21 protein-coding genes and 2 pseudogenes are annotated in these 26,387 nt (G+C 44.3%); 9 read left to right on the top strand and 14 right to left on the bottom strand.

Annotated elements, in window-relative coordinates; genetic code table 11:
* Positions 1 to 23: 23 nt before the first annotated feature.
* The 7 genes from AB6E08_RS09355 to AB6E08_RS09385 all read right to left on the bottom strand — a co-directional run bounded on the left by AB6E08_RS09355 (position 24) and on the right by AB6E08_RS09385 (position 8,743).
* Entirely contained in the window at positions 24 to 1,040 is a 1,017-nt protein-coding gene (locus tag AB6E08_RS09355) for a TRAP transporter substrate-binding protein (protein WP_009845626.1), read from the bottom strand.
* 200 nt (positions 1,041 to 1,240) lie between these two features.
* Positions 1,241 to 2,143 (bottom strand): EamA family transporter, encoded by a 903-nt coding sequence (locus AB6E08_RS09360; RefSeq protein WP_102567268.1) that lies wholly within the window; start codon positions 2,141 to 2,143, stop codon positions 1,241 to 1,243.
* Between the two features lie 137 nt (positions 2,144 to 2,280).
* Positions 2,281 to 2,985, bottom strand: coding sequence for a phosphonate utilization transcriptional regulator PhnR (gene phnR / locus AB6E08_RS09365; protein ID WP_009845628.1), 705 nt, complete (start codon positions 2,983 to 2,985; stop codon positions 2,281 to 2,283).
* A gap of 68 nt (positions 2,986 to 3,053) precedes the next feature.
* Complete coding sequence (locus AB6E08_RS09370; protein ID WP_371704956.1) at positions 3,054 to 4,763, bottom strand: putative 2-aminoethylphosphonate ABC transporter permease subunit; 1,710 nt, start codon at positions 4,761 to 4,763, stop codon at positions 3,054 to 3,056.
* 21 nt (positions 4,764 to 4,784) lie between these two features.
* Complete coding sequence (locus AB6E08_RS09375; RefSeq protein WP_004730144.1) at positions 4,785 to 5,894, bottom strand: putative 2-aminoethylphosphonate ABC transporter ATP-binding protein; 1,110 nt, start codon at positions 5,892 to 5,894, stop codon at positions 4,785 to 4,787.
* 216 nt (positions 5,895 to 6,110) lie between these two features.
* The gene (locus AB6E08_RS09380; RefSeq protein ID WP_102249353.1) at positions 6,111 to 7,532 is read right to left on the bottom strand and encodes an FAD-dependent oxidoreductase; all 1,422 of its coding nucleotides are present in this window, start codon (positions 7,530 to 7,532) and stop codon (positions 6,111 to 6,113) included.
* 200 nt (positions 7,533 to 7,732) lie between these two features.
* Positions 7,733 to 8,743, bottom strand: a complete 1,011-nt coding sequence (locus AB6E08_RS09385; RefSeq protein WP_017094998.1) for a putative 2-aminoethylphosphonate ABC transporter substrate-binding protein — start codon at positions 8,741 to 8,743, stop codon at positions 7,733 to 7,735.
* Between the two features lie 400 nt (positions 8,744 to 9,143).
* Between AB6E08_RS09385 and phnW the strand changes: the two genes are divergently transcribed.
* From phnW to AB6E08_RS09405, 4 genes are all read left to right on the top strand, one after another.
* Positions 9,144 to 10,247 (top strand): 2-aminoethylphosphonate--pyruvate transaminase, encoded by a 1,104-nt coding sequence (gene phnW / locus AB6E08_RS09390; protein ID WP_372065758.1) that lies wholly within the window; start codon positions 9,144 to 9,146, stop codon positions 10,245 to 10,247.
* Positions 10,247 to 11,686 (top strand): aspartate aminotransferase family protein, encoded by a 1,440-nt coding sequence (locus AB6E08_RS09395; RefSeq protein WP_372065761.1) that lies wholly within the window; start codon positions 10,247 to 10,249, stop codon positions 11,684 to 11,686. Before phnW ends, AB6E08_RS09395 begins: the two co-directional genes overlap by 1 nt.
* 84 nt (positions 11,687 to 11,770) lie before the next feature.
* Positions 11,771 to 12,589, top strand: coding sequence for a phosphonoacetaldehyde hydrolase (gene phnX / locus AB6E08_RS09400; protein WP_012600354.1), 819 nt, complete (start codon positions 11,771 to 11,773; stop codon positions 12,587 to 12,589).
* 351 nt (positions 12,590 to 12,940) lie between these two features.
* The gene (locus AB6E08_RS09405) at positions 12,941 to 14,002 is read left to right on the top strand and encodes an OmpA family protein (RefSeq protein ID WP_017099970.1); all 1,062 of its coding nucleotides are present in this window, start codon (positions 12,941 to 12,943) and stop codon (positions 14,000 to 14,002) included.
* Positions 14,003 to 14,145: 143 nt separating this feature from the next.
* On the opposite strand, the gene AB6E08_RS09410 is transcribed toward AB6E08_RS09405, so the two are convergent.
* A complete protein-coding gene (locus tag AB6E08_RS09410) occupies positions 14,146 to 14,544 on the bottom strand; it encodes an OsmC family protein (RefSeq protein ID WP_012600352.1) in 399 nt (132 codons plus the stop codon).
* Between the two features lie 196 nt (positions 14,545 to 14,740).
* On the opposite strand from AB6E08_RS09410, the gene msrB reads away from it, so the two are divergent.
* On the top strand, positions 14,741 to 15,883 hold the full coding sequence (gene msrB, locus AB6E08_RS09415) for a peptide-methionine (R)-S-oxide reductase MsrB (protein WP_017099971.1): 1,143 nt from the start codon (positions 14,741 to 14,743) through the stop codon (positions 15,881 to 15,883).
* 122 nt (positions 15,884 to 16,005) lie between these two features.
* Here msrB and AB6E08_RS09420 read toward each other — a convergent pair whose 3' ends face one another.
* Entirely contained in the window at positions 16,006 to 17,373 is a 1,368-nt protein-coding gene (locus tag AB6E08_RS09420; protein WP_017099972.1) for a TrkH family potassium uptake protein, read from the bottom strand.
* Positions 17,374 to 17,399: 26 nt separating this feature from the next.
* On the bottom strand, positions 17,400 to 18,056 hold the full coding sequence (locus tag AB6E08_RS09425) for a TrkA family potassium uptake protein (protein WP_017099973.1): 657 nt from the start codon (positions 18,054 to 18,056) through the stop codon (positions 17,400 to 17,402).
* A 184-nt stretch (positions 18,057 to 18,240) separates the two neighbouring features.
* Here AB6E08_RS09425 and AB6E08_RS09430 point away from each other — a divergent pair, with 184 nt between their 5' ends.
* The 3 genes from AB6E08_RS09430 to AB6E08_RS09440 all read left to right on the top strand — a co-directional run bounded on the left by AB6E08_RS09430 (position 18,241) and on the right by AB6E08_RS09440 (position 22,509).
* Entirely contained in the window at positions 18,241 to 19,353 is a 1,113-nt protein-coding gene (locus AB6E08_RS09430; protein ID WP_017098402.1) for a mechanosensitive ion channel family protein, read from the top strand.
* 179 nt (positions 19,354 to 19,532) lie between these two features.
* Positions 19,533 to 21,068, top strand: coding sequence for a mannose-1-phosphate guanylyltransferase/mannose-6-phosphate isomerase (locus AB6E08_RS09435; RefSeq protein ID WP_372065799.1), 1,536 nt, complete (start codon positions 19,533 to 19,535; stop codon positions 21,066 to 21,068).
* Positions 21,069 to 21,084: 16 nt separating this feature from the next.
* Entirely contained in the window at positions 21,085 to 22,509 is a 1,425-nt protein-coding gene (locus tag AB6E08_RS09440) for a phosphomannomutase CpsG (protein WP_372065767.1), read from the top strand.
* Positions 22,510 to 22,622: 113 nt separating this feature from the next.
* Here AB6E08_RS09440 and aroG read toward each other — a convergent pair whose 3' ends face one another.
* The 3 genes and pseudogenes from aroG to AB6E08_RS09455 all read right to left on the bottom strand — a co-directional run bounded on the left by aroG (position 22,623) and on the right by AB6E08_RS09455 (position 24,996).
* Positions 22,623 to 23,675, bottom strand: a complete 1,053-nt coding sequence (gene aroG, locus AB6E08_RS09445; protein WP_012600346.1) for a 3-deoxy-7-phosphoheptulonate synthase AroG — start codon at positions 23,673 to 23,675, stop codon at positions 22,623 to 22,625.
* Positions 23,676 to 24,362: 687 nt separating this feature from the next.
* Positions 24,363 to 24,677 (bottom strand): DNA-binding transcriptional regulator, encoded by a 315-nt coding sequence (locus AB6E08_RS09450; protein WP_009845645.1) that lies wholly within the window; start codon positions 24,675 to 24,677, stop codon positions 24,363 to 24,365.
* A pseudogene (locus AB6E08_RS09455) lies at positions 24,664 to 24,996 on the bottom strand (type II toxin-antitoxin system RelE/ParE family toxin). Before AB6E08_RS09455 ends, AB6E08_RS09450 begins: the two are co-directional and overlap by 14 nt.
* Before the next feature lie 98 nt (positions 24,997 to 25,094).
* Here AB6E08_RS09455 and AB6E08_RS09460 point away from each other — a divergent pair.
* Positions 25,095 to 25,388 (top strand): annotated as a pseudogene (locus tag AB6E08_RS09460) (transposase); the annotation flags it as partial.
* Between the two features lie 275 nt (positions 25,389 to 25,663).
* Here the strand turns inward: AB6E08_RS09460 and AB6E08_RS09465 are convergent.
* Positions 25,664 to 26,194, bottom strand: coding sequence for a GNAT family N-acetyltransferase (locus tag AB6E08_RS09465; RefSeq protein WP_009845650.1), 531 nt, complete (start codon positions 26,192 to 26,194; stop codon positions 25,664 to 25,666).
* Positions 26,195 to 26,387 lie beyond the last annotated feature (193 nt).

The raw sequence follows: 26,387 nt of genomic DNA on the forward strand, positions 1-26,387 counted from the left end.
CCCGTCAGTAAACTAAGTTTAAATTACAGTAAGCCGTTTTCTTCTAGGAACACAGTCACTGAGGTGTAAACTTTCCCTGCGTTATCAGAACGCTCTGCAAATACTTTCCATTGGCCTTTCGCGATTTCACGGAACTTCTTACGCTCTTCTTGAGACCAATCATGGATAGTGATTTCTGGGTTCGCTTGAGCTTCTTTCAGTGCCGCTTGGTCAGCCATTTTCAGCTGAGTCGTCATGTCGTAAGAGAAGTCACGCACTGATGTTTGCAGCATTGTTTGTAGATCAGCTGGCATCTTGTCCCATTTCTTCTGAGAAATAGAGATATCGATAAGCGGTAGTGAATGGAAACCCGGTTGAACTGGATGTGTTGCAATGTCGTTCATGCCCGCTTTTTGGTTGGTAGAGAATACCGTGTAGTCCGCTGCATCAATTACGCCTTTGCTTAGGCCAGTAAATACTTCAGAACCTGGCAGGTTTACTGGAGTCGCACCCGCGGCTGCAAATACTTGTTGTACTAGGCCTTCAGGCGCACGCAGTTTAAGACCTTTAAGATCCGCTACACCGTCGATTGGCTTTTTAGAAATGAATGATTCAACGCCGGTTGTTGAAGCACCAACGAACTGAACACCGTAAGGCTTGTACAGTTCAGTCATTAGCTCATTACCACCTCCGTAGTTCATGTACTGAAGCAGCTGTGTTGTGTCTGACCATGCACCAACCATGTTACCGATAAGACCAAAAGCTGGATCTTTACCAGAGAAGTAACCTGTTGCTGTGATGTGACCATCTAGGATGCCCATTTTGATCGCGCCTAGCGTTTCTGTGTGCTTAACCACAGCACCAACAGGAAGTAGATCGATATCAATACGTCCGTTAGACATCGTCTCTACTCGCTCAGCCCACTTTTGCTGAACCTTGAAGTTCAAATCGCCAGATGGATCTGAAGATTGAATCTTAAGTTTAAAGTCTGCAGCCATTGCTGAAGTAGCAAATAGACCAGTGAGGGAAGCAGCAATCAGCGTTTTAGTCAGAGCTTTCATTTGGGTATCCTTATGAGTTTCACAGAGTCCGGCTTGTTATTATATGTTACCGGTAACGTTGGAGTGGATGTTACCGGTAACTTTACAGCCTTGTCTATGAGAAGGATCACATCTTTAACATTAGTAAAACGTTTGCTATCAATAAGAAAAATGTGACTAAAAAGTCACATTATAGGTTGGAGGTAGGATTTAATTTCTTTTTAAGTCAGTGAGATAACTAAACCTGCAATGATAAAAACGACGCCTACACCGCGAGTGGCGTGCCACTTTTCCTTTAAAAAGTAGATCCCCATCACTACGCCGAAGATGATGCTTACTTGCCTTAGAGCGACAACCAAGCTGACATTTTCAGTCATGGTCATCGCAAACAGCACCAAGCCATAAGTCGAAGCCATCATGATGCCAGCAAGTGTTGCTCTTTTACGCAATAACCAAGCATTATGAAATTCGATTTTTTGATTCGACACGAGCAACCACAGGCTCAGTGGAATCACAATCGCCCAAAACTGAATGCCTAGATAGAAAATCGCGGTGTGCTTGTTAGTTATAACTGGTGTGCTCAAAGGATCGAGTAACAAAAGCGCTTCTTTATCAATGATGGAATAGCCCGTGGTACCAATGGCCGCGATCAACGCCCACAGTACGCCAAGGTTGAGATACGCTTTTAACCTAAGATCTGAAAACTTCTTAAGTGGTACAAACAAACAACCCAAGGTAATCAAGGTAAACCCAAACCATTGATTGGGTGACAGCTCATAGCCTATCAACACCGTGCCTAAACCCACCATCAACACGGGCAGTGCTCTTGCCATTGGGTAAATCACGCCGATATCAGCTTGTTTGTAGGCCGCGCCTAACCCAATCAAATAGATGATTTGACAGATCCCACTCAAGAAAACCAGTTGCCAGAATGGAAGTGAGATATTTGATAGTCCTACACTGTGAACATACCAGAGCAAGTAAGGTGTCAATATCGCGGCAGCGGCAAAGCCAGAGGCTAAGAAGAAAGACGAGCCCGAGCCTTGATTAGATTTACCTAGAACGTTCCAACCCGCGTGAAGCAAAGCCGAAATGATCACGATGACAATCGCAGAGAATTCCATTTCATTCCTAAATTATTGATGATTTAGCACAACGGCTGACAACAGGTGATAAAAAAGGCCTCCGAATAAGAGACCTTTGAGCGTTTCAATTGGGCAATCCTGCATAATTGCAGATATGCCAACGTTCTAAAGTATGACTAGCGCTCTAGCTGTGCGATCGACTCAATGCTGATCGCGTCATGACGCCAATATTCAATATCGCAGTCAATCAAATCACCGTCTTGATTGTAATTAACACGCTCGACAACCATAGCCGGAGAACCAGAAGTCGCACGCAGAGCTTGCGCGGTTTCGCCAAGCAAAGACGTTGTGCTCACTCGGTAGCGAATCTTCTGATACACCACGCCAAAGTGCTCACGGTAGATGTCCGTCAACGATTTAGACAAGTCATAATCAAGCAAATTAGGGAACAGCTCAGGCCGAATGTAGTTGGTCACATACACAACGGGTCTGTCTTCAAGATAACGAACTCTGTCTACTCGATAAACATCCGAAAAAGGTTGCAGCTCAAGAAGCTTAGTTGCTTCCTTGGTTGCTAACATGCCTTTCGCTGCCACTAATTCTGTTTTCGGCTTACGATTCTGCGACAAAGCCATATTAGTGAAGTTCAGCGTTTGCGTTGGATCGTAGCGCAGTGGCGCAGGAGAGATAAACCAACCACGGCGGTCTTCTCGATAAATACGCCCTTCCGCTTCAAGTGAAGACAGCGCTTCACGTAACGTTACTCGTGTTGTATCAAACGATTCAGCCAGTTTGCGCTCCGCAGGCAGCTTCTGTCGTGGCGTTAACATCCCCGACTCTATCTGCTCTACGATGACGTCTTTGATTTTTACGTACTGCACTTCATTTCCTTTTATTATTGTTCTTGTCGTCAGCCACTCCTTGGCCAACTGCAATATAAAATGGTTCGCTAGCGTTTACGCCAAGCTTGGGTGCGCTTCTCGAATAACTTGTTGATTAACATATGAATCAACTTCGCGCTCGCTGCCGATATCATGATCATCACCGCCATGGCAGCTGCTGCACCCGTTTGTCCCGCATCATCCATATTCAGTACTGAAACTGACGCAGGTATCGTATCGGTAGAATACAAGAATACTACCGCAGATGTCGTGGTAAGTGCATTAATAAACAGGTATGTCGCAATATCTAAAATCGCAGGCAAACAAACCGGCACCGTCACTTTAAAGAACAGCTTGTATTGCGGTAGGTTAACCGAAGCCGCCGTCGCTTCTATTTCCTCAGGCAGCTGTTTTAATGCGGTTAACGCTGTCATGTGGCCGACTGTGTAGTAGTGAACCACCGTATTAATCACCAAGAACGCCATCGTGCCATATAAGAAGTTGAGTGGGTTACTCAAATCATTAAAGTAGAAGATATACCCCAAACCCAACACCATACCCGGAACGGCCATCGGTACCACACTGAGCATCTGCATTGCTTGACGAACAGGACCAAATGCTCTGCCCTTCTCAATGCAGTACGCGCCTAAGAAAATCAATACGGTACCGATAATCGCAGTCCAAGCACCGAGGGTTAAAGAGTTGAAAAATGGCGTCCAACCATAAGTACTCATCTCTGCGAAGTTATAGTTATTTAGCGTTAGCGTTTTATTCCAAGGCCAGAAAGTGACCATAGATCCGTATATCGCCATGCCTAGCACGATAACAACAGCCACTGAAATTACGGTGCAATAGAGTAAACACACGCCATCACGTAGAGTGTTTGGCTCTGGTTGGTAAGCGACGGAGCGAGTATCAAACAAGCTCTTCTGTTTCTTTTGAACCCAGCGGTCAACGGTAAATGCAAGCAACGCAGGCAATAGCAATAGGATGCTAGTCACCGCGCCCATAGAGAAATTCTGTTGCCCTACTACCTGTTTAAAGATATCGGTAGACAGAACGTTGTAGCTACCACCAATCACCTTTGGCACACCAAAATCACAAACCACCAGCGTAAACACAACGATCAAGGTACTTATCAAGCCGTATTTTGCCGCAGGTAACGTCACCATGAAGAAGGTTTTTAGCGATGAAGTATTGAGTGCACGTGCCGCCTCATAAAGACGAGCGTCAGAGGTTCTCAATGAAGTAGTCAGAATCATCAAGGCGTGTGGAAACGTCCAGAATATCAGGCCCAGTGAGATACCAATCAAGCCGTACACCGAGTTACCACCTAAGACTTCTTTAGCGATACCTTGATTACCAAATAAGAAGATCAAACTGATCGCTGGAAGCAATGAAGGAGCCAGAATAGGCGCTGAACCTAGCACTTGAAAAAGCCCCTTAAAAGGCATGCATGAGCGAGTCAAAGCATAGGCATAGCCAAACGCTAATACTCCCACGACAACGGTCACTAACAACCCAAGCGTGAACGTATTGCCTACCGACTGCCACAGGCTTTGAGAAGCAAAATACGTTGCGAAATTCTGTAATCCTACAAATTCTCCGTCTGCATTCTGAACGCTTTTTTTCAACATTGCCCACAGTGGCATCAGGATAAACAGCGTCATGAACACAGACAAAAAGGCCAACAGCCCAAATAGGATTACGTTGTCTTTACTTAATCGAGCAAGAAAAGGCTGTACTCGTCGTTGAATTAGCAGCTTAGATTGCATCATTTGAGTCGATTCCATGATTATTTACGCCGCCTCGTCTTTCATCACTTGCAGGCTTTTCGATGGGTAAGCTCTAAGGCCTTCTTGGTCAAACGCCACATAACGAATATCACTGCGACGCAGCTTCAATCGATTGAACTCTTTGACTGATACATCAACGATGATCTCTTTCGCCGTGGAGTCATGTTGCAATTGACACTCAACACGATAAAACGCCCCTAAGAATTCGCTTGATACGATTCTCACGGGTAATGACTCACTAAAACGATCCACAAACTGGATTTGCTCTGGACGAACGGCAATATCGAAAACATCACCAAGTTTTGGCGTGAGGTTATCTAAACCCGGCAACGGTAACATCGACTCAGCAATACGTATCTTGCCTTGCGCTGCGACAGAAGCTTGAATGAAGTTCATGCTGCCAACAAACTCAGCCACAAAACGACTGACGGGTTTTTGGTAGATCTCTTGTGGGGCACCTACTTGCTCAATGACACCATGGTTCATCACCACAATTCGGTCTGCCATCGTTAAGGCTTCATCTTGGTCGTGCGTCACCATGATAGTGGTGATACCCAACTTGCGTTGCAGTTGGCAGATCTCGTCACGCAGATGTGTTCTTACCTTCGCATCCAACGCAGACAGCGGTTCATCTAGTAGCAACAAGCCTGGAGACAACGCTAATGCGCGAGCCAGAGCAACACGCTGCTGTTGTCCACCAGATAGCTGATTTGGGTATTTCTGACCAGACGTTGGTAAGCCGATGGTCTCTAACCAAGACTCAACCGTCTCAAGGGCTTCTTTGGTCGACATGCCTTGGTTTTTTAGACCAATCGCTATGTTTTCTTCCACAGTGAGATTTGGAAACAAAGCGTAAGATTGGAACACGATACCAAAGTCGCGCTTTTCTGGTGGCAAGAAAGTCGTATCATTACCGTTCTGCTCAATAGAACCTGAAGTTGGCAAGTCTAGACCTGCAATCGCACGTAATAAGGTGGTTTTTCCACAGCCGGACGGGCCAAGAAAGCAGACGAACTCGCCTTTATCTATCGATAGGGAGATGTCTTTTAACGCTGTAAATTGGCCAAATTGCTTTACAACGTTTTCAATATTCAAATAAGTTTGGTTGCTCATACTACAGCACTCTCCATATGGTATATACCAAATTTAAACTGAGAATATTGCAGTTGAGTGACAAATTTATAGAAGCTAAATGACAGTTATATTGCAGAAATAATAAGCGTTAAAGATTGCTATTTAATCGGCATTAAAAGTTAGTTCAGAAAGCCCTCAATGACTAGCCCATTAGTCACTGAGAGCCTTAGTGTGTACCTCTAATTTAAATCTTATTTATGATTCAACCTTGTCGGCTTTACCTGCCGCACCCGCGAGCTTTGCCAATTGCTTATCCAGCCACAATGGCGTGTTACCAGAATCTTCCGCGTTCTCTTTTCTTCGAACAGCATCTCTAACCATCATTGCCCCAACCCAACGGAATGGCTCTGGCGGGAAATAGCCTCGTGGACCGCTAGTTAAACCACTACGTGTCCATTCGTTATCATCTCCTAACACCATTGAAGACAAAATTTTGCCTCCCATGCGAGTTTGAGCCACACCATTACCTGAGTAACCGAGCCCATAATAAATGTTGCTTTGGCCTTTTAGATTACCGAAAAATGGCAATCCAGTGACCGAACGATCTGAGCCGCCAGACCAGTTGTAATCGAATTCACTTTGTTCCAATTTAGGGAACAGTTTTTGAAACGATTGATTGAGAATCGGCAGGTAGTTAGTGGTTTGGTTAAACATGCTTTCAACTTGATTGGCAAACGAGAACTTATTACCGCCTTTACCCAACATGAGTCGTCCGTCCTGGGTATCTCGGTAATAGTGGACAAAGATACGCGAATCTACCACCGCTGCCCCTTTCTCTGGACCAAACTGCTTGAGCTTTTCAGGAATAGGCTTGGTCACCACCATATCTGAAGAAACAACCACTATGCTGCGTTTGAACTCTTTAAAGTGATCGAGCATCCATGCATTGAGCGCTAAGATCACTTTATCGGAAGTTATCGTCCCACCCTCAGTTTGGACGCGAACTGGTGAGCCGTAATCAAGAGAAGTCATCTCTGTATTTTCGTAAATTTCGACACCCAATTCGATCGCAACTCGGCGTAAGTCTCTCGCCAATAACGCTGGCTGCACACTGCCCGCAGCTTCTGAGTAGTAACCCTCAATGTGGCGATCAGATCCCGCTTTATCAGCCAAAGAATTGTCGCACTTCTTCCAGCTATTGATACCCTGCTTAACCAGCTCATTAACAACAGGCTCCATTCCACCCTTTTGAGCTTCATTGGTCGCCGTGTAGTAAGTTCCGCTGCGATATAGATGCGCGTCAATGTTGTGTTCGTTACAGAAGGCTTCGATCTCGTATATAACCTTTTCCGACTCCTTAACCAACCATTTCGCTTGTTCTTTTCCGTAGAGCTTTTTCAGCGTTGGATACTTAGTTGACCACGTCAACATGCAACCGCCGTTCGCACCAGAAGCACCGCTACCACATAGGCCTTTTTCAATCACGACAACATGCTTTTCGGGTTGCTGTTGTTTGATTAAAATCGCCGTCCATAAACCCGTATAGCCACCGCCAACAATGGCGATATCACAGTTGACGTCTTTTTGGAGCGACTTCGCCGAATCTAGCCCCTCATTGATGTTGCCAAACTCTTGTTCTAACGCTTGCTTGAACCAATATGAGTAGTGCTTTGTCATTTGTTGTACCTTACTTAAAACCTAAAGGCGTAAAACTAAAAAAGGAAGACCGAAGCCTTCCTTTACTGATTTCTAACTTCTAATGAGCTGCATACCTAATGGACTACGTGTCTAATAAACCATGTGTCGAATAAACTCTGTAATCTAATAAGCTCAGTAGATAATTAACTAAGTAGCCAATAACTAACTAGCTCAGCAGATTAAGATTTTGGCTCTGATTTAGCGTCAAACTTCTCAGACCATGTTTTAAGAACATCTGCACGTTCACTGCCCATACGAGCGAAGTCCATTTTTGCCATGTTCTTCTCTACGTTCGGGAAGTTCTCTGCTTTACCTGTTACATCTTGGTGACCAACAACTGGGTACATTTCGATGTAAAGTTCATTTGCTGCTTTAGAGATAGACCAATCGATAACACGTTGTGCTGCATCAGAAGGCTTAACAAGGCCTACCGCTTCAGATTCCCAGCCGATGCCTTCAGGCGTAATCACTGAAAGTGGAGCGCCTTGAGTTTTCAGCTTCGCACCGCGGCTCGCCATAGAAATACCGATCGCCACTTCACCCATACCCGCTTGAACACATGGCTTCGAACCTGAGTGCGTGTAGTGAGCAATGTTTTGGTCTAGCTTCTGCATGTAGTTCCAACCTTGGTCTTCACCCATGTTTTGTAACCAAGCTGAAACCTGCATGTAGCCCGTACCAGAAGACGCTGGGTTTGGCATCGCAATGTGACCTTTATAGATAGGCTTCGTTAGGTCATCCCAAGATTTAGGTGCAGGTAAATTAAGTTGCTTAGCCACCACTTCGTTGAAACAAACCGCATTGAAGAATGCGTCATTGCCGTACCAAGCTTGAGTAGATTGCGGATCGTTGAGGTTTGAACGCAGAGCTTCTACACCTTGAGGCGTATAAGGTTTCAGGATGCCCTCTTCTTTAAGCAGTGCCATTGAAGAACCAGCAAGTCCCCAAACTACCTCTGCGCGCGGGTTGTTTTTCTCGGCCAATAATTTTGCCGTCATGATCCCAGTTGAATCACGTACCCACTTGATGTTGATGTCTGGGTTTTCACTTTCAAATGCGTTCTTGTATTTCGCCAAAATGTCAGTTTCAAAAGCGGTGTAAACCGTCACTTCCTGTGCTGCATAAGCGTTACCAGCTAATAGAGTTACTAAAGCTGCAAGTGATCCTTTCATAAAACGGTTTTTCATCATTTTCTCCAGTCAGGCTCAACTCTAAAGTGAGAAGTTGCCAAAATTAAAAGTTATCAAGGGTTAAAGCTGCCTAGGTTTGGAAGCAACCAAGGTTTAACGTTTCTAAAATTAGAAGCCTCATCAAGAGGCGCCTATATCCATAAATTCATTTAGGTTGTTAGTACGCACCCTCTCATTGGTATGTACCAGATGACGAGTATTAACCTAATCGACTTTTATGACGGTTAAATGAACAAAAAATGGCAATTTAAAGATCGGAAAATTTCTCAACACAAGTGACAAATTTGAATATGAAGCTTTTGTTAAAATAACGTTTGGGCTATTTACGACCGTTTAAATTGGTTGTTAAAGTAACTGCAAATATTGGTATAGTCCAAAATACAAATCACGAGAATTGAACATGAGAAACGAATACCTACTACTGACACCGGGTCCTCTATCTACTTCTGAAACCGTTCGCCAAGCGATGCTAAAAGATTGGTGTACTTGGGATGATGAATACAACAAAGACGTTGTTGAAGTGATTCGTAGCAAGCTTGTGACTTTGGCGACTAAGCAGGCGGGATATACAAGTGTATTAATGCAAGGCAGCGGCACCGCTTCAGTTGAAGCAACAATCGGTAGCGTTATCTCTAAAAGCGGCAAGCTTCTTGTTGTTGACAACGGTGCGTATGGTGCTCGTATTGCTCAAATCGCAGAATATTTAAACATTCCATGCCATGTCGTTTCCCCAGGTGAAACATCACAGCCTGACTTGAACGAAATGGAAACGGCATTGGCCATGGATTCAGACATTACTCACGTGGCGATTGTCCACTGTGAGACCACTACGGGCATGCTGAATCCAATTGAAGAGATTGCCAAATTGGCAAAACAGCACAACAAAACCGTCATTCTTGATGCGATGTCGAGTTTTGGCGGTATTCCTATGGATATTGCTGACTTAGGTATCGATTACATGATCAGCTCAGCAAACAAGTGCATTCAAGGTGTACCTGGCTTCGGCTTTGTTATTGCTAAGCAATCAGATCTCGAGAAGTGTAAAGGCCAAGCTCGCTCATTAAGCCTTGATTTGTTTGACCAATGGCACTGTATGGAAAGCAACCATGGGAAATGGCGCTTCACCTCTCCGACTCATACGGTGCGCGCTTTCTACCAAGCTCTACTTGAATTGGAACATGAAGGTGGCATCGAAGCTCGTCATAATCGCTACCAAACCAACCAAACCACATTGGTTGCAGGTATGCGTTCTCTTGGCTTTGAACCACTGCTTAATGATGACCTTCATTCACCTATCATCACCTCTTTCTACTCTCCAACTCATAGCGATTACCAATTCAAAGAATTCTATGACCGTTTGAAAGAACAAGGTTTTGTGATTTACCCAGGCAAGGTTTCAAACGCAGACTGCTTTCGAATCGGTAACATCGGTGAGGTTTACCCTTCTGACATTGAAGCCCTCATTGGCGCAGTGAAAAACGCTATGTACTGGGATATCAAATAATGACCACGACCAATCAAGAACCTGTTCTAAAGGCGACACACTTTCGAAGTGAAGGCGATGTGAACACCACGCCAGCACGCGAAAAATGGAACGAATCGCTAAACGATGATGCGACTCAAGCGATGTTAAAGCGTGATGCTGACGTGTTTCTTCATCAAGCCATGTCGACACCTTGCCTAGACACGCTTGAAGCTGCAGAAGGCATCTACATTCAAGATGCGACGGGCAAGAAGTACATGGACTTTCACGGCAATAATGTTCACCAATTAGGTTATGGCCACCCACATATTATTAATAAAGTGACTCAGCAAATGGCGTCATTGCCGTTTTCACCGCGTCGCTTTACCAATGAGACTGCCGTTCAGTGTGCTGAAAAACTCACACAGATCTGCGGTGGTGATTTGAATCGCGTGTTGTTTGCTCCCGGGGGCACATCCGTTATCGGCATGGCGCTAAAACTTACTCGACATGTCACCAACAATTTCAAAGTAGTGTCATTGTGGGACTCATTCCATGGTGCGTCACTCGATGCAATTTCAGTGGGTGGCGAAGCTTGTTTCCGCGAAGGCATGGGGCCATTAATGGCTGGCGTAGAACGCATTCCACCAGCCGTCTCTTATCGCGGTGCTTTCCCGCTTCGCGATAGTTTTCCATTAAGTGGGAATAACGCTAGCGATTCAAACGAGACTGCATGTGATGTGCACTATGCCGATTACCTAGAATATGTGATTGAAAAAGAAGGCGGTATTGGCGCCTTCATTGCAGAAGCGGTTCGTAACACAGACGTTCAAGTGCCAAGTAAGGCTTATTGGAAGCGCATCCGTGAGATCTGTGACAAACACAACGTCATGTTGATCATCGACGACATTCCAAACGGTATGGGTCGCAGTGGCGAATGGTTCACTCACCAAGCGTTTGATATCGAACCTGACATCCTATGTATCGGTAAAGGTTTTGGCGGCGGCTTAGTACCAATCGCAGCCATGATCACTAAAGACAAATACAACACGGCAGCGCAAGTATCTCTTGGTCACTACACCCATGAGAAAAGCCCAATTGGTTGTGCGGCAGCACTCGCGACCATGGAAGTGATTGAGCAACAAAACCTACTTGAAAAAGTGCAAGCAGACAGCGCTTTCGTGCGTGAACAACTGCTTCAAATGAAAGAGAAATACCCAGTCATTGGTGACGTTCGCGGCATCGGCCTACTCTGGGGCGTTGAATTGGTCACCGACCACATCACCAAAACCCGAGCGTTCGATGAAGCAGAAGCCGTACTTTATCAATGTCTGAACGATGGCCTGAGCTTTAAGGTGTCACAAGGTAACGTGATTCAATTGAGCCCGCCCTTGATCATCAGCCGCAGTGAACTAGAAGTCGCTCTGTCTGTATTCGAAAAAGCGATAGCAAAAGTCTGCAAAGACTTTGAATACCTTTAAACCATCATTTAGCCAATAACTTAAAACAATCATTCATCTCCCAGAACAACCTGAGCCGGGAGAGAACAGAAATAGGACACGACTATGAACACAACATCACCTATCCAAGCGGTTATCTTTGACTGGGCTGGCACTATCGTTGATTTTGGATCATTTGCTCCAACCAGTATTTTCGTTGAAGCATTCAGACAAGGTTTCGACTTTGATATCGACTTAGCAGAAGCGCGAGAACCCATGGGGATCGGCAAATGGGACCACATCCAAGCAGTTGGTCGAATCCCAGCTGTTAACGCTCGTTGGAATGCTCAATTCGGACGCTCGATGACCAGTGAAGACGTTGATGCGATCTACGCGGCATTCATGCCTCTTCAGAAAGCAAAAGTAGCAGACCACGCAGCACCAATTTTAAACGCGATTGAAGTCGTGAATAACTTAAAAGAAAAGAACGTAAAAATCGGCTCTTGTTCTGGTTACCCACGAGAGGTGATGGACGTACTAATTCCAGCTGCAGCAGATTACGGTTATCTTCCTGACAACGTAGTTGCAACTGACGACTTACCGCAAGGCGGTCGCCCTGCTCCATTCATGGCACTTAAAAACGTCATTGACCTAGGTGTGACGAACGTCGCTGCGTGTGTGAAAGTGGATGACGCTGCACCGGGTATCGATGAAGGTCACAACGCAGGCATGTGGACAGTAGGCCTTGTACTATCAGGCAACGAAGCAGGCTTAACCTACCAAGAATATGTGGATGCCGACGAAGCGACACTTGCAGCTGCGCGAGAAAAAGCAAGCATTAAGCTAAACAAATCAAACCCGCACTACCTGATCGATACCATCGCCGACTTACCTAGAGTGATTGCAGATATCGAAAAGCGTTTGTTAGCCGGTGAGCGTCCGTAACAGCTAAGCCTCCGCTCCACCTTACAACTCAGGCTATGTAGCCAAATAATCCGTTCACACAAAAAGATGAAACCTCATATCGCCTTAAAATGATACGAGGTTTCATCGTTTCCAACATTTAAGACAACAATTGATCAACAAAAAAGCTATAAATAGCGCCTTGAAAACTATGAATACCAACAATCCGATTGACTATCATACGCAATCAGACTAACAATACATTAGTAGTTCCTTAAAAGTTCTACCTGAATCAACGCCTTGATTTACTTACGGTCGCAGTGTCTTAGCCAGTAAGTTATCGCTTTACAGGTCAGTTCAGATAACAATAAAAATTAATCCAAGGATAAGATTATGAAAAAACTTTCTAAAATCATGTGTGCTGTCGTCGCAGCTTCCGGCTTAGCGGCAGCACCTTCTATTGCTGCAACCACTTATGTTGGTGCAAAAGTGGGCATGGGTTGGCTGGATAGCGCATGCGTAAGCGGTGAAAAGTGTGATGATGATGCAATTGGTGCAGGGATATACTCTGGCTATAACTTCACAGACAGACTAGGTGTTGAGTTAAGTTCTGATTTCTTAGGTGACTACAAAACGAGCTTTTCCAAAAATGGGGTTACAAGTAACTTTAGCGACCCTCTAATCGCTATATCACTAACGCCAATGTACCGCCTACCAGTACAACAAGAGTTCGATGTATTCTTCAAAGCTGGTCCTGCTTACATCTCGCACGGCGGTGAAACAGACGTTGTTCTTTCAGCCGGTATCGGTCTAGAGAAGCAACTTTCCTCAGATTGGGCTGTTCGTGTTGAGTACCAATACTTCGATGATTTCGATGACAACTATGTTCAAGACTTAAACTCTAACTTTGTTACCGTTGGCCTTAGCTACAACTTTGGTACAGGTAACACAACGGCTTCAGCAGCAGCCGCTTCTGCAGCCGTTGTAACACAGGCTCCTGCAGAGCCAATTGCCGAACCAGAAGTCGTTGTTGTTGAAGAAGAAGTTGTGGTTACTAAAGCTAAAACTGAAAGCTTCTCTCAAGGTATGTTTGAGACAAACAGCACTGAATTATCTTCAGAAGGCAAAACTGCATTAATGCCATTAGTTGAAGTACTGCAAGCTCACCCTCAATCATCAGTTAATGTTGTTGGTCACACTGATTCAACAGGTGCAGCAGAGTACAACATGATGATCTCTAAGAAGCGTGCTGCTGCTGTAGCCGCATACATTGAAGAGCAAGGCATTGCAGCTGACCGCATTGCAGCTTCAGGTGAAGGGGAAGAAAACCCTGTAGCATCAAACGCTACAGCTGAAGGTCGTGCGCAAAACCGTCGTGTTGACGCAACGATCCCAAGCTTCGAATACCAAGAAAAAGCGCAAATGGAAGAAGTTATCGTAGAAACTGCTGAATAATAGCACTCTACCTTAATTAAAATAATAAGGGCGGAGCACTTTCAAGTGCTCCGCCCTTTCCTTTATCAGGCTCTCCCCATATGCCGTCAGCTATAAGTAGAAGCCGTAAAAATCAGTCTACCGCCAAGCTGTACAATCAGAGACTAGACTATTTCCCAGCTGTGGGTCATCTCTACACCAGCACCCAGCATTAAGCATACTGAACAGTACTTTTCTAATGAATCCGCACAGACCTTAGCTACAAGCTCGGGATCAAGATCATCACCAGTCACTTCAAAATGAATATTAATTGCAGTGAAAATTTTTGGTGCCGTTTCACGACGTGTCGTTTCAAGTTTTGCATTACAGCCTGTGATGCTTTGGCCTGCAGATTTCAAGCCATCAACCACATCAACAGAGCTACAACCGCCAGCCGCCATTAACACCATTTCCATAGGGCTTGGCGCGGTAGCACCGCCACTGCCATCCATAACGACAGAGTGACCTGATTGAGATTGACCTAGGAATTTAAAGCCTTCGACCCATTTAACTTCTGCTTGCATGTTGTTCCTTAGATGTACGGAAACCGCCATCATTATCTATTATATCAATAATGGACACCCTACTACTGGCAGCATTTATGAGCAAGATTTTCTGTTTGAGATATTTTTTTCATGAATAGTGTAATTTTTTCTATCTAAACCCTGTCTCTATTCGTACATTCAAAATCGAATGAGAAAACGTCAAGATGAGGTATCTATGAATAAATTATCTAAAATATTGGTATCACTCGTGGTTGCACTACCACTGACTTCGCTATTTGTAAGCCAGACTGGCACTGCCAATACAATGGATAAAGCGATGGATTCAGGTAAAAGTGAAATCGCGACACTGGCTGGTGGTTGTTTTTGGTGTACAGAATCCGACCTAGAAAAACTGACCGGCGTCACCGACGTTATCTCTGGTTATTCCGGTGGTGAATTAGAAAATCCAACCTACAAACAAGTTTCCTCGGGTAAGTCTGGACACATCGAAGTGATCAACGTGACTTACAATCCAGATGTCGTTAGCTATGAGCAGGTACTTGACCAATTCTTCAGACACATCGATCCTACCGATGATAAAGGCTCATTCGTAGATAGAGGTCCTCAATATCGACCTGCTATTTTCTATCATAACCAAGAGCAAAAAAACGTTGCTCAGAACTTCATGATGGAAATCGATAAGGCTCAAATCTTTGGTGAACCATTAAAAACAGAACTGATTAAGTTTGAAAAATTCTGGCCAGCAGAAGATTACCATCAAGATTATTACAAGAAGAGCAAGGTTCGTTATAACTACTACCGCTACGCTTCTGGTCGTGATCAATACCTAGATAAAATCTTCGGTGATGATAGAAAAGAAAATCCTAAAACGATCCGTCAGATCATCGATGGCAAAAATGCGACAGCCAATGCTAAGACATACAGCAAGCCGTCTGATGCAGAGATCAAAGCATCTCTAACTTCACTGCAATACGATGTCACACAAGACGATGCAACAGAGCGCCCATTTGACAACAAATACTGGGATAACAAGCAAGAAGGTATTTACGTTGATATCGTAACGGGTGAACCTTTGTTCTCTTCAAAAGACAAATACAAGTCAGGTACAGGTTGGCCGAGCTTTACACAACCAATCAGCGAAGCTTATGTGGTAACAACTACTGACTACAAGCTACTTTACCCAAGAACAGAGGTTCGTAGTAAATTTGGTGACTCTCACCTAGGGCATGTATTTAAAGATGGTCCAAAGCCAACAGGTTTACGCTACTGCATGAACTCAGCCGCTATGCGCTTTATCCCAGCAGATAAATTGGCTGAAGAAGGCTACGAAGAATATATTGAAATGTTCGAAGGCTAAGTGCTAAGAAATTAGAGCTACACCTATAACAACAAAGCCAGCATATCGCTGGCTTTGTTTTCTAACACGCTAACAAGAACTATAAATCCTAGCCTGTTAGCATTATTAACCCGTTAACATTATTAGCCCGTCAACACCGTATCTTCTGGGTACTTCAACAAAGAAGGTTCTGGACGAGCTAACATGTATGCCAAAGTGAGAGGACCAATACGTCCGATTACCATAACCACAATCATAATGTATTTGCCCGGCTCAGTGAGATTTTCAGAGAGTCCAGCTGTTAGACCGACGGTTGCAAAGGCAGAAATCACTTCAAACATCACGCGGTCAAACGCGGCTTGCTCAGTGAGCATTAACAAAAACATCGCGGTGGTTAATAGCGCTCCACTGACCACAATAATGGCCAATGACTTTGTTACCGCTTGCCAAGTCACGGTGCGCTTAAACATCACGACATGCTTTTTCTGACGCAAGAATGTCCAAGTTGCAACAAACGCAACCGCGAAAGTCGAGACCTTAATACCACCACCAGTGGAAGTCGAACCAGCACCAATCAACATCAGTACTATCATCACCAATAATGCCGGTTGCGTATATTGAGACAAATCGACACTATTGAAACCAGCGGTACGAGCACTCGCAGACTGGAAAAAAGCAGCTAACCACTGACCTTGTATAGAGAGGCCTTCCATCGTCGCTGAGTTATTTCTCTCCAATAACCAAAACATAACCGTACCCACCAACAACAAAGTTGGTGTCGCGGTCAGCATGATCTTGGTATGTAAGTGCAAGTGTTGGAAGCCTTTACGCCAGTTACTCGATAAGTCGCCCACAACAGTAAAGCCTAATCCGCCGAAAATGAACAAGCCAGCTAAGGTAAAGATCACCAGTGGATCGTCAACAAAGCTCACCATACTGTCTGAGAACAACGCAAACCCTGCGTTATTGAATGCGGAAATCGCGTGAAATAACGCGTAAAAGCTCCCTGTTGCCCATCCCATTTCAGGAACCCACCGAAAACAGAGCAATACGAAACCTATAAATTCCGCCACCAATGCAAAAATGATGATCTTCTTCACTAACTTCCTGAGGTTAATCTTACGATCTTGCCCCAATGCTTCTTTCGCTAATGCTTGCTGTTTCAAACTGAGCCGAACACCAAACATATAGAGCAGCACCGCAGAAAGGGTCATCTGCCCTAACCCGCCGACTTGCATCAAGAACATCAGTAAGATTTTGCCTGCCAAGGTGAAATGCTGACCGGTATCAACAACACCTAAGCCTGTCACACTGATCGCCGACGTGGCGGTAAACAGTGCATCCGTAAAGCTTAGACCTGTCACAGAGAACACGGGTAGGGTCAACAATATTGCAGAAGGGATAAGTACGCCTAAGAAGCTCGTAAGGATAATCTTAGGTTCAGAGCCTTTACGTGGCTTTTTATCACTCTTAAGTGTGTAGAGAGTACCTTTTCGTTTTACCGAATTCATACTGTTACCTTATTTCCGATTGCCAGTTACCAATTGCGTAGCTTTCTAGATAAGGTCTCTTTCGGCCCAGCGATGATCACCACATCCCCAATTTCTAAACTCACATCCAGTTCAGGTGCTTTAGTTAGGTTCGGGCCTCGCTTGAAACCAAGTACCTCAACACCATTTTCTTTGCACAGCTTAAGGTCACCAAGTTTCTTACCCAAAAAATTAGAACCAATAACAATTTCAGTCATCGCTAAACCGCTGCCAAGGTCGATAAACTCAAGAACGCGTCTATCCAACATTTTACGCGCAACGCGAATACCCATGTCTCGTTCGGGCATGATGATATGATCGGCACCAATCTTAGAAAGGATCTTGCCGTGAAACTTATCGTTCGCCTTCACCCAAACGGCTTTTGCGCCTGATTCTTTTACCACTAGCGTCGTTAGAATACTGGAGTTAACATCAGAGCCAATCGACACCATCACCATGTCGTATTCATCGAGCCTTAACTCTTTAACTGTCTCTTCGCTTGTACAGTTCGCAACAATCGCTTGAGAAACAAGAGCCGCCGCATCTTTCACTCGCTCTTCATCAATATCAACGGCGAGTACCTGTGAGCCTGAACTTTGTAGCTCTTTACAGACAGAGAGACCAAAACGTCCCAAGCCAATAACTGCATATTGTTTGTCACTCATTTATTACTCCACTTACAAAGCTACGTAGCATCGAAAACAAATAATGAAATTGTCTTCATACAAAAAAACGACTATATATCCATATAGAGATACAATTGTCAGCTAATCGCTTGATTTATAAAGGTAGAGAACAAAAGTGATTTCTGCTAATTTCTAACCCACTATTTCTGCGGCAGTACACACAATGAATGAATTCATAACCCAAGTACAAACCTACATTAACCAGAGCCATAGTGATTGGGCAAACAGCGTCCTATTCATCACTATTGCGAGCTTTCTCGCTTGGGTCGCTTGGCGAATTATCCATAATCGCTTAGAAATTCTGGTTCAGAAAACCCCATTCCACTGGGATGACCTACTGCTAGAGGCGCTAAAAACACCTGTCAGTACATTACTCTGGTGTTGGCCTGCAACTGTCTCTGTGGGGTTAATCCTTCAAGACCAGTTTGGTAATGAAATTAATTGGTTAAAAACACTTAAGCACATATTAATTATCTGTACCTTCGTTTGGTTTACCTTGCGAATGATCACCAACACTGAAGCGTACGTCTTAGAACAAAAAACCAGAGACGAAACCACAGTGCAAGCTATCGCGAAAGTCGCTCGCTTGTTCTTTATGGTGATGGGCGGCCTGACCATCATGCAGGCATTTGGTCTGAGCCTATCTGGCTTACTCACCTTCGGTGGTGTGGGTGGCTTGATCGTCGGTTTGGCAGCAAAGGATCTACTGTCGAATTTCTTTGGCGGCATGATGATTTACTTCGACCGTCCTTTTAAAGTCGGTGATTGGATACGCTCACCAGACCGCCAAATCGAAGGTACAGTCGAACGCATTGGTTGGCGCATGACCATCATTCGCACTTTTGATAAGCGACCTTTATACGTGCCAAATTCGGTATTCAGTAACATTGTGGTGGAGAACCCATCAAGAATGTTGAACCGCAGAATCAATGAAACCTTCGGTCTTCGTTATCAAGATGCAGACAAGCTAGCTCTAATTGTTGATGAAGTTAGATCCATGCTCGAAACACACCCTGACATTGATGCAAAACAGACGCTGATCGTTAACTTTGATAAGTTTGGTCCATCAACCCTTAATTTCTTTATCTACACCTTCACCAAAACGGTTAACTGGGTGAGATACCACGAAGTTAAGCAAGATGTCCTGCTGCAGGTGTTGGCGATTATTCATAAGCACAATGCTGATATCGCCTTCCCAACACAAACGCTCAAGATCGATCCTCAAGATTTTGGCGAAGCGCAAGGTATAGTCATTTCCAACCCAGAAGGTCATTAACATGCACATCTATATTGCTTATCGTTTATAGCTTGCCGTTAAGTCGATGGGTTATCGATAAGTAAGTCGGTTATTGATATGTAAGTCGGTTATTGATAAGTAAACTGGTTATCGATAAATAAACAGAGTGAAGCGTGGTAACATGGCGCCAGTATTCAAATACACCTAATTACCACTCTATGATTTTACCTGTGATCCTAGCTGGCGGCTCCGGAGGTCGCCTCTGGCCTCTGTCTCGCGAACTTTACCCTAAGCAATTTCTCAATATTGCTGGCGAACAGTCGATGCTTCAACAAACACTTCAACGCCTGCAAGGGCTTGAGAAGCACTTAACAGATAGTACCTGCGATGCCCCACTCATCATCTGTAATGAAGAACACCGCTTTATTGCTGCAGAACAAGTTCGCGCTGCTAAAATCCAACACAGTGGAATCCTATTAGAGCCTGTAGGCAGAAATACAGCCCCAGCTATTGCGCTTGCTGCCCTACAGGCTCTAAGCAAATCAATGGATAAGAAATCGAACGAATATGACCCTATCTTATTAGTGTTAGCTGCCGATCATCACATCGCTAAAACCTCTGAATTTCAACAAACAATTAGCCGTGGTGTTGATTACGCAAAACAAGGGAAACTGGTGACATTCGGTATAACCCCGAATGCTCCAGAGACTGGTTATGGCTATATCAAACAAGGCCAACCACTTCCCTCTAGCCTGCAAATAGAAACCAACACTACAGTGCAATCAGTCCATCATGCCTACACCATAGAGTGCTTCATAGAAAAGCCCGATAGAGAAACTGCAGAAGCGTACATCCGCTCAGAACAATACTTATGGAACAGTGGCATGTTCATGTTTAAGGCATCTCGCTATATTTCGGAACTCGCCGAACACCACCCAGAGATATTAGCGGCTTGTAAACTTGCTCTTGCAAAGCAAAATACCGACCTCGATTTTATCCGTATCGACGCAGAAGCATTCAAAAATAGCCCGAGTGATTCCATCGATTATGCAGTAATGGAAAAGACCTCACACGCCGCAGTGATCCCGATGGATGTCGGTTGGAACGACATTGGCTCATGGTCCGCTATCTGGGATGTAAGCGAAAAAGATGAGCACAATAACGTCATTGAAGGTGATGTATTAACCGTCGATTCTCAACACAACTACATCCATGCGGAAAATAAGCTGGTTGCGACTGTAGGTGTCGACAATCTGATCATTGTCGAAACCAAAGACGCGATATTAGTTGCGAATAAAGACAAGGTCCAGGGCGTGAAATCGATTGTAAGCCAACTGAATCAAGCGGGGCGAACAGAACACATTCACCACCGAGAAGTCTTTAGGCCTTGGGGTAAATACGATGTGGTCGATCTAGGTAAGCGCGACAAGGTAAAGCGTATCACCGTAAAAGCGGGACATAAGCTTTCACTGCAAATGCATCACCATAGAGCAGAACATTGGGTAGTCGTGGCTGGCACTGCGAAAGTGACCAACGACGATAAAACGTATCTAATCGAAGAAGATCAATCCACTTACATTCCGTTAGGTCATATTCACAGCCTAGAGAACCCTGGCGAGACACCTCTTGAAATGATTGAAGTTCAAACTGGCAGTCACTTAAGTGAAGACGATATCATTCGATATCAAGACAGCTATGGGCGAGATGTTCGAAGCGAACAAGCTTCTCCGCCTCAGAACAACACATCGAGATAGAAGCGGCGACAATTCAATGAAACCAACATTAGACCTTAACTGCTTTAAGAACAACGATATTCGCGGCATCATTGGTGACCAAGTCAATGGGTACTTTGCCTACCTGCTCGGCAAAGCATTTGGAGAATACGCCCTATCCACGACACCTGAAGCCTCATTCGATGGCTTGGCTCAAGTGGTGATTGGTCGTGATAACCGAGAAACGTCCCTTTCATTACAAGAAGCCATGACCAAAGGCTTAATCGAGTCTGGAATAACCGTCGTTGACCTTGGAATGACAGGGACTGAAGAAGTCTACTTTGCAACTCGCCACCTTGGCGCCATTGGCGGAATCCAAATTACGGCAAGCCATAACCCAATTAATTACAACGGAATGAAATTGGTCGGCTTGGACGCTAGCCCGATAAGTAAAAACAGTGGGTTAGATGAAATCAAACGACGCATTAAAATACTCAATCAAGAACTGAACTGCAATTTACCGTTCATTCATGCACAACCAAGTAACTCTAGTAGATCGACCAGTATTCTCGCCCCTTATGTAGACCACCTACTCTCTTATATATCTCCTTCTGAGCTTTCACCTATGAAAATTGTGGTGAACGCAGGGAACGGTGTCGCAGGACATGTCATTGATGCTTTGGAGAAGAAATTTAACGAACTCAGTGCCTCTATCACCTTCATCAAGGTTCACCATACTCCTGACGGAAATTTCCCTAATGGTATTCCCAATCCATTGATTATAGAAAACCAAATAGCGACTCGAAATGCTGTGCTAGAACATTCGGCCGATCTAGGAATTGCGTGGGATGGTGATTTTGACCGCTGCTTTTTCTTTGATGAAAAAGGCAATTATATTGAGGGTTACTATATTGTCGGGTTGCTCGCTGAAGCATTTTTATTAAAAGAGCCTAACGCCACTGTATTGCACGATATGCGTATGACATGGAACACGATTGAAATCGCTCACAAACGTGGTGGAAAAGCGATTGGGATTAAAGCAGGACACGCACTTATCAAAGAGAAGATGCGTGAAACGAATGCGGTCTACGGTGGTGAGATGAGCGCACACCATTATTTTCGTGATTTTGGATATTGCGACTCAGGAATGATTCCTTGGCTACTGGTTATTGAACTGATGTCGAAAAACCAACAGTCTCTTAACCAACTGACCAGCGCAAGTATGGATAGATTCCCCTCGTCCGGAGAGCTTAATCGCAGAGTATCCAACCCAGAGCAAGTCATGGCTTGTGTGTTATTGCACTACCGAGATAATGCCGTTGAGATCGATCACACAGACGGGATCAGCATGAATATGGACACATGGCGCTTCAACTTAAGAAAGTCTAATACCGAGCCATTAATACGCCTTAATGTAGAAACCAGACAAGATAGAGCTTTGCTATCACTTAAAGTCGACGAGCTACTGTCTTTTCTTATTTAAGAGTCCAAGGCGCTTTCCGTTTAAAACTAAAATCCACAAAAAAGCCCTTACTAGCGATTGCTAATAAGGGCTTTGAATTTTTAGCCACTTAGCGACTGGCCGTAATAATTAGATTACTTGTTACGACGTGCTTCAACAGCACCTGCAAGTTGGCGAAGTACTGTTTCAGTATCTTCCCAACCGATACATGCGTCAGTAACAGATTGGCCGTATGTCGCTGCTTTACCGTCAACTAAGTCTTGGCGCCCCTCAACTAGGTGAGACTCAATCATCACACCAAAGATAGCTTTGTCACCGCCAGAGATCTGTGCACTTACGTCATCAGAAACGTTCATTTGGCGTTTGAACTGCTTTGAGCTGTTCGCGTGACTGAAATCAATCATCACCTTCTGTGGAAGACCTGAAGCTTCTAGCTCTTCTTTAATCTTGCCAACGTGCTCTGCGCTATAGTTTGGCTCTTTACCACCGCGTAGGATGATATGACAGTCAGGGTTACCTGCTGTTTCAACGATTGCTGAATGGCCGTATTTGGTTACCGACAAGAAGTGGTGCGAAGCACTTGCCGAACGAATAGCGTCTGTTGCGATCTTGATATTGCCATCCGTACCATTCTTAAAGCCAACTGGGCAAGATAGGCCTGAAGCCAGTTCACGGTGAACTTGAGATTCTGTAGTACGTGCGCCAATTGCGCCCCAGCTGATTAGATCTGCAACGTATTGCGGCGTGATCATATCTAAGAATTCACTCGCCGTAGGCATTCCCATGTCAGTTAGATCAAGTAGTAGCTTACGTCCTAGGCGAAGACCGTCATTTAGTTTAAACGTGTCGTTCATGTACGGGTCATTGATTAGGCCTTTCCAGCCAACAGTGGTACGTGGTTTTTCAAAGTAAACACGCATTACGATTTCAAGGTTATCGCCTAGTTCGTCGCGTAGCACTTTCAAACGTTTACCGTACTCAAGCGCAGCTTCTGTATCATGAATAGAACATGGGCCAACAATAACAAGTAAGCGATCATCGCTATCTTCTAAAATATTGTGGATCGCTTTGCGGCTTTCAAAGGTTGTAGAAGAAGCAATTTCTGTCGCTGGAAACTTTTCTAAAACAGCAACAGGTGGTAATAACTCTTTTACTTTGTTAATTCTTACATCATCAGTCTGGAACATTGCTTACTTCTTCCTATTTTCTATCCTTGAGGCTGAATGCACGTTATCTCACGTCACTTTCCATCAGCATTTATCTTCTTGTTCCCTGTAACTTAACTAGTAAAAACCACAGTTTCAATCACTAATTAAAAAAAAACGCAATTTATTTTGTGTTTTATATTTAAAACACCCCGTATAAAATTATTTACACGCTATCGATTGCGCAGTTATCAGACACAGTAAGACCACAGCTCTTCAAACTATCCTGGCTAGATAATGTCTTACGCAACGATAGATAAAAGCTCTTTACCACACTACAGCCTTTACAAAACGCATACACAAAAAATAGAGAGCTAAAGACTTTTCGTCACATAGAGAAAAAATGGGAACTAGCACCACAACCTTGGTTTGGATGTTACTCATCGAAGAATAGAACCGATCAAATTTGGCAATTTCTGCGCAGGAACGGTATATGGAGAATTGTACAGGCGAAACAACAGAAGATGTGACGACGAAAGAAACGAAGAACAGCTAACTGGTTGATAAGATTGCTATCGCGACCTTACCTTGGCCTCGATCGTCTTGTGAAAAGCCTCAAAGCGATGTGCCCTTCAAACTCAATTACACAATTTATTTAATAAAGTGGCTTCGGGCTTGTTCAACACTCGGGATTTAGTGTTGGCTGCGCAACACCCTAGCCCTTATTTGTTATAGCTCAGCGATGTGCGAAAGAGTTTCCGGATGACGCTGAACCAATTTTAGAAGGGTCACAGCTTGTCCATTTGGTGCGCTACGCCCTTGTTCCCAGTTTTCTAATGTTCGGGATGATGTATGCAGTAAACGCGCAAACACACCACGCGACATATTAAACTGTTCACGGATACTCACGATTTCATTAGGTGAAATATCTAACTCACTGATATCGTTAACTTGATGAGTTTTAAGAGTGAGTTTACCCTCTGAATGCTCTTTAGCCTCAACAAGAGCAGTACTTAACTCTGCAAATAGGTCACGATTGCTCATTACGCCACGCCTCCATAAAAGCCTTTAATTGTTTCTTTTGATCTGCAGTTAAATCGGACATTTCATTCTTGCCATAAATTGTCAGCAAGTAGAAACGACGCTTTTCATCGAGGAACTAATAGATAACACGAGAGCCGCCACGCTTGCCCTTACCTTTACTTGCAACTCGAATCTTTCGCAAACCACCTGTACCTTGAATCACGTCCCCCTGTTTTGGGTTAGACATTAACTCAGCTTGAAAAAGCCTAAACTCATCATCGCTGAGATATTCATTACGGTACTTTTCAAATATGGTCGATTCGACAAATACACTTTTCATACACAGAGTATACGCAAGTGACGTACACATAGCCAAACTATACGTGATTAACGTAGTTATGACTTTTCAGAAGGTGAATCTGACCTGAGCTATAACGCCTGCATACCCACAGCCAAAAACGAAACTTGCATCCACACCTGCACATTATTGTGGCAGCAGGCCAATACGATGCGTCAAGACAAACGTGGCACAAAGGCAACAAGCATTACCCTTTTAACGCGTTTGCTTTAGCCAAAGTATGGCGAGCAAGAATGCTAGAGACAGTTAATCAACACCCAAGGTTGTGGCTGCCGAGTAGCATACCCAAACAATGGGTGGTCGATTGTAGGCAGGTTGGTTACGGTCAGTCGCCGCTCAACTATTTGTCGCGCTATCTCTATCGCGGTGCGTTGGAGTGAGCCGACCCACCTGGCCGAAAGGCATTTGATAATAAGGAGAATGGCATTGACGAAAACAGAGAAGATGTGACGACGAAAGAAACGAAAAACGGCTAACTGCTTGATAAGATTGCTATCGCAACCTTATCTTGGCCTCGCTCGCCTTGAGAAAAGACTCAAAGCGATGTGCCCTTCAAATGCAATCGTACAATTTACTTAATAAAGTGGCTTCGGGCTTGTTCAACACATGGGATTTAGTGTTGGCTGCGCAACACCTTAATCCTTATTTGTTAGTTGCGTTCTTGCCACTCCGAACGCAACACCCCATATTTCACTGAATCGTAATACTCGCCTTCATAATAACGTACTTTTCTTAGCCTCGCTTCTTGCTGAAAACCCAACTTCAACGCCAGAGACATCATGCGAGGATTACCTGACCATGTTGTCAAACCGACCCTTTCGATTCTGTTATTTTTGAACAAGTAAGAGATCCATTGAGGAAGAGCCAAAGCGGCGATACCTTGACCCCAATAATTTGAATCGTAGATTACCACACCAGCTTCAAGCCAATGAGTTTCTTCACATTCCCAGTAACTGCTGACTGTTCCTATCGGGTTATCATCAACAGTGATTAACTGTAAATCTAAACCGCTTAACAACCGTTGAAACGAAGACTTTTCAAACTGCTTTAACGAAGGGTGACAATAAGGAAAATACGGACCATTGAACTTAGTCCATGCGTCGTTTGAAGTTACTAAAGCATGAATTAATTCCAATTCATTCGGTTTTGCTGGTCTCATGCTTACTCGTTTTTCTTCCATGATACTTCCCTATTCTTTGAAGCAAACTAACGAATGACATGGATTCCCCCTCCCGAGGAGCTGCCACACTGATGTGGTACTTAATTGCACCGGAGGCACCATGTCTGATTATTCTTATTTCTGCGGTATCGACCTAGCTAAAAACCACTTTAGTCTTCATGCCGTAGACCAAAATGGTAAGGTCATACTTCAT

It is taken from the genome of Vibrio sp. 10N.247.310.24, assembly GCF_041467175.1.
GTDB lineage: Bacteria > Pseudomonadota > Gammaproteobacteria > Enterobacterales > Vibrionaceae > Vibrio > Vibrio tasmaniensis_A.

What these genes read in the sequence shown, in the direction of transcription:
- AB6E08_RS09355 (WP_009845626.1), bottom strand. Translation starts at nt 1,040, where the DNA reads ATGAAAGCTCTGACTAAAACGCTGATTGCTGCTTCCCTCACTGGTCTA.
- AB6E08_RS09360 (WP_102567268.1), bottom strand. Translation starts at nt 2,143, where the DNA reads ATGGAATTCTCTGCGATTGTCATCGTGATCATTTCGGCTTTGCTTCAC.
- AB6E08_RS09370 (WP_371704956.1), bottom strand. Translation starts at nt 4,763, where the DNA reads ATGATGCAATCTAAGCTGCTAATTCAACGACGAGTACAGCCTTTTCTT.
- AB6E08_RS09375 (WP_004730144.1), bottom strand. Translation starts at nt 5,894, where the DNA reads ATGAGCAACCAAACTTATTTGAATATTGAAAACGTTGTAAAGCAATTT.
- AB6E08_RS09380 (WP_102249353.1), bottom strand. Translation starts at nt 7,532, where the DNA reads ATGACAAAGCACTACTCATATTGGTTCAAGCAAGCGTTAGAACAAGAG.
- AB6E08_RS09385 (WP_017094998.1), bottom strand. Translation starts at nt 8,743, where the DNA reads ATGATGAAAAACCGTTTTATGAAAGGATCACTTGCAGCTTTAGTAACT.
- phnW (WP_372065758.1), top strand. Translation starts at nt 9,144, where the DNA reads ATGAGAAACGAATACCTACTACTGACACCGGGTCCTCTATCTACTTCT.
- AB6E08_RS09395 (WP_372065761.1), top strand. Translation starts at nt 10,247, where the DNA reads ATGACCACGACCAATCAAGAACCTGTTCTAAAGGCGACACACTTTCGA.
- phnX (WP_012600354.1), top strand. Translation starts at nt 11,771, where the DNA reads ATGAACACAACATCACCTATCCAAGCGGTTATCTTTGACTGGGCTGGC.
- AB6E08_RS09405 (WP_017099970.1), top strand. Translation starts at nt 12,941, where the DNA reads ATGAAAAAACTTTCTAAAATCATGTGTGCTGTCGTCGCAGCTTCCGGC.
- AB6E08_RS09410 (WP_012600352.1), bottom strand. Translation starts at nt 14,544, where the DNA reads ATGCAAGCAGAAGTTAAATGGGTCGAAGGCTTTAAATTCCTAGGTCAA.
- msrB (WP_017099971.1), top strand. Translation starts at nt 14,741, where the DNA reads ATGAATAAATTATCTAAAATATTGGTATCACTCGTGGTTGCACTACCA.
- AB6E08_RS09420 (WP_017099972.1), bottom strand. Translation starts at nt 17,373, where the DNA reads ATGAATTCGGTAAAACGAAAAGGTACTCTCTACACACTTAAGAGTGAT.
- AB6E08_RS09425 (WP_017099973.1), bottom strand. Translation starts at nt 18,056, where the DNA reads ATGAGTGACAAACAATATGCAGTTATTGGCTTGGGACGTTTTGGTCTC.
- AB6E08_RS09430 (WP_017098402.1), top strand. Translation starts at nt 18,241, where the DNA reads ATGAATGAATTCATAACCCAAGTACAAACCTACATTAACCAGAGCCAT.
- AB6E08_RS09435 (WP_372065799.1), top strand. Translation starts at nt 19,533, where the DNA reads ATGATTTTACCTGTGATCCTAGCTGGCGGCTCCGGAGGTCGCCTCTGG.
- AB6E08_RS09440 (WP_372065767.1), top strand. Translation starts at nt 21,085, where the DNA reads ATGAAACCAACATTAGACCTTAACTGCTTTAAGAACAACGATATTCGC.
- aroG (WP_012600346.1), bottom strand. Translation starts at nt 23,675, where the DNA reads ATGTTCCAGACTGATGATGTAAGAATTAACAAAGTAAAAGAGTTATTA.
- AB6E08_RS09450 (WP_009845645.1), bottom strand. Translation starts at nt 24,677, where the DNA reads ATGAGCAATCGTGACCTATTTGCAGAGTTAAGTACTGCTCTTGTTGAG.
- AB6E08_RS09465 (WP_009845650.1), bottom strand. Translation starts at nt 26,194, where the DNA reads ATGGAAGAAAAACGAGTAAGCATGAGACCAGCAAAACCGAATGAATTG.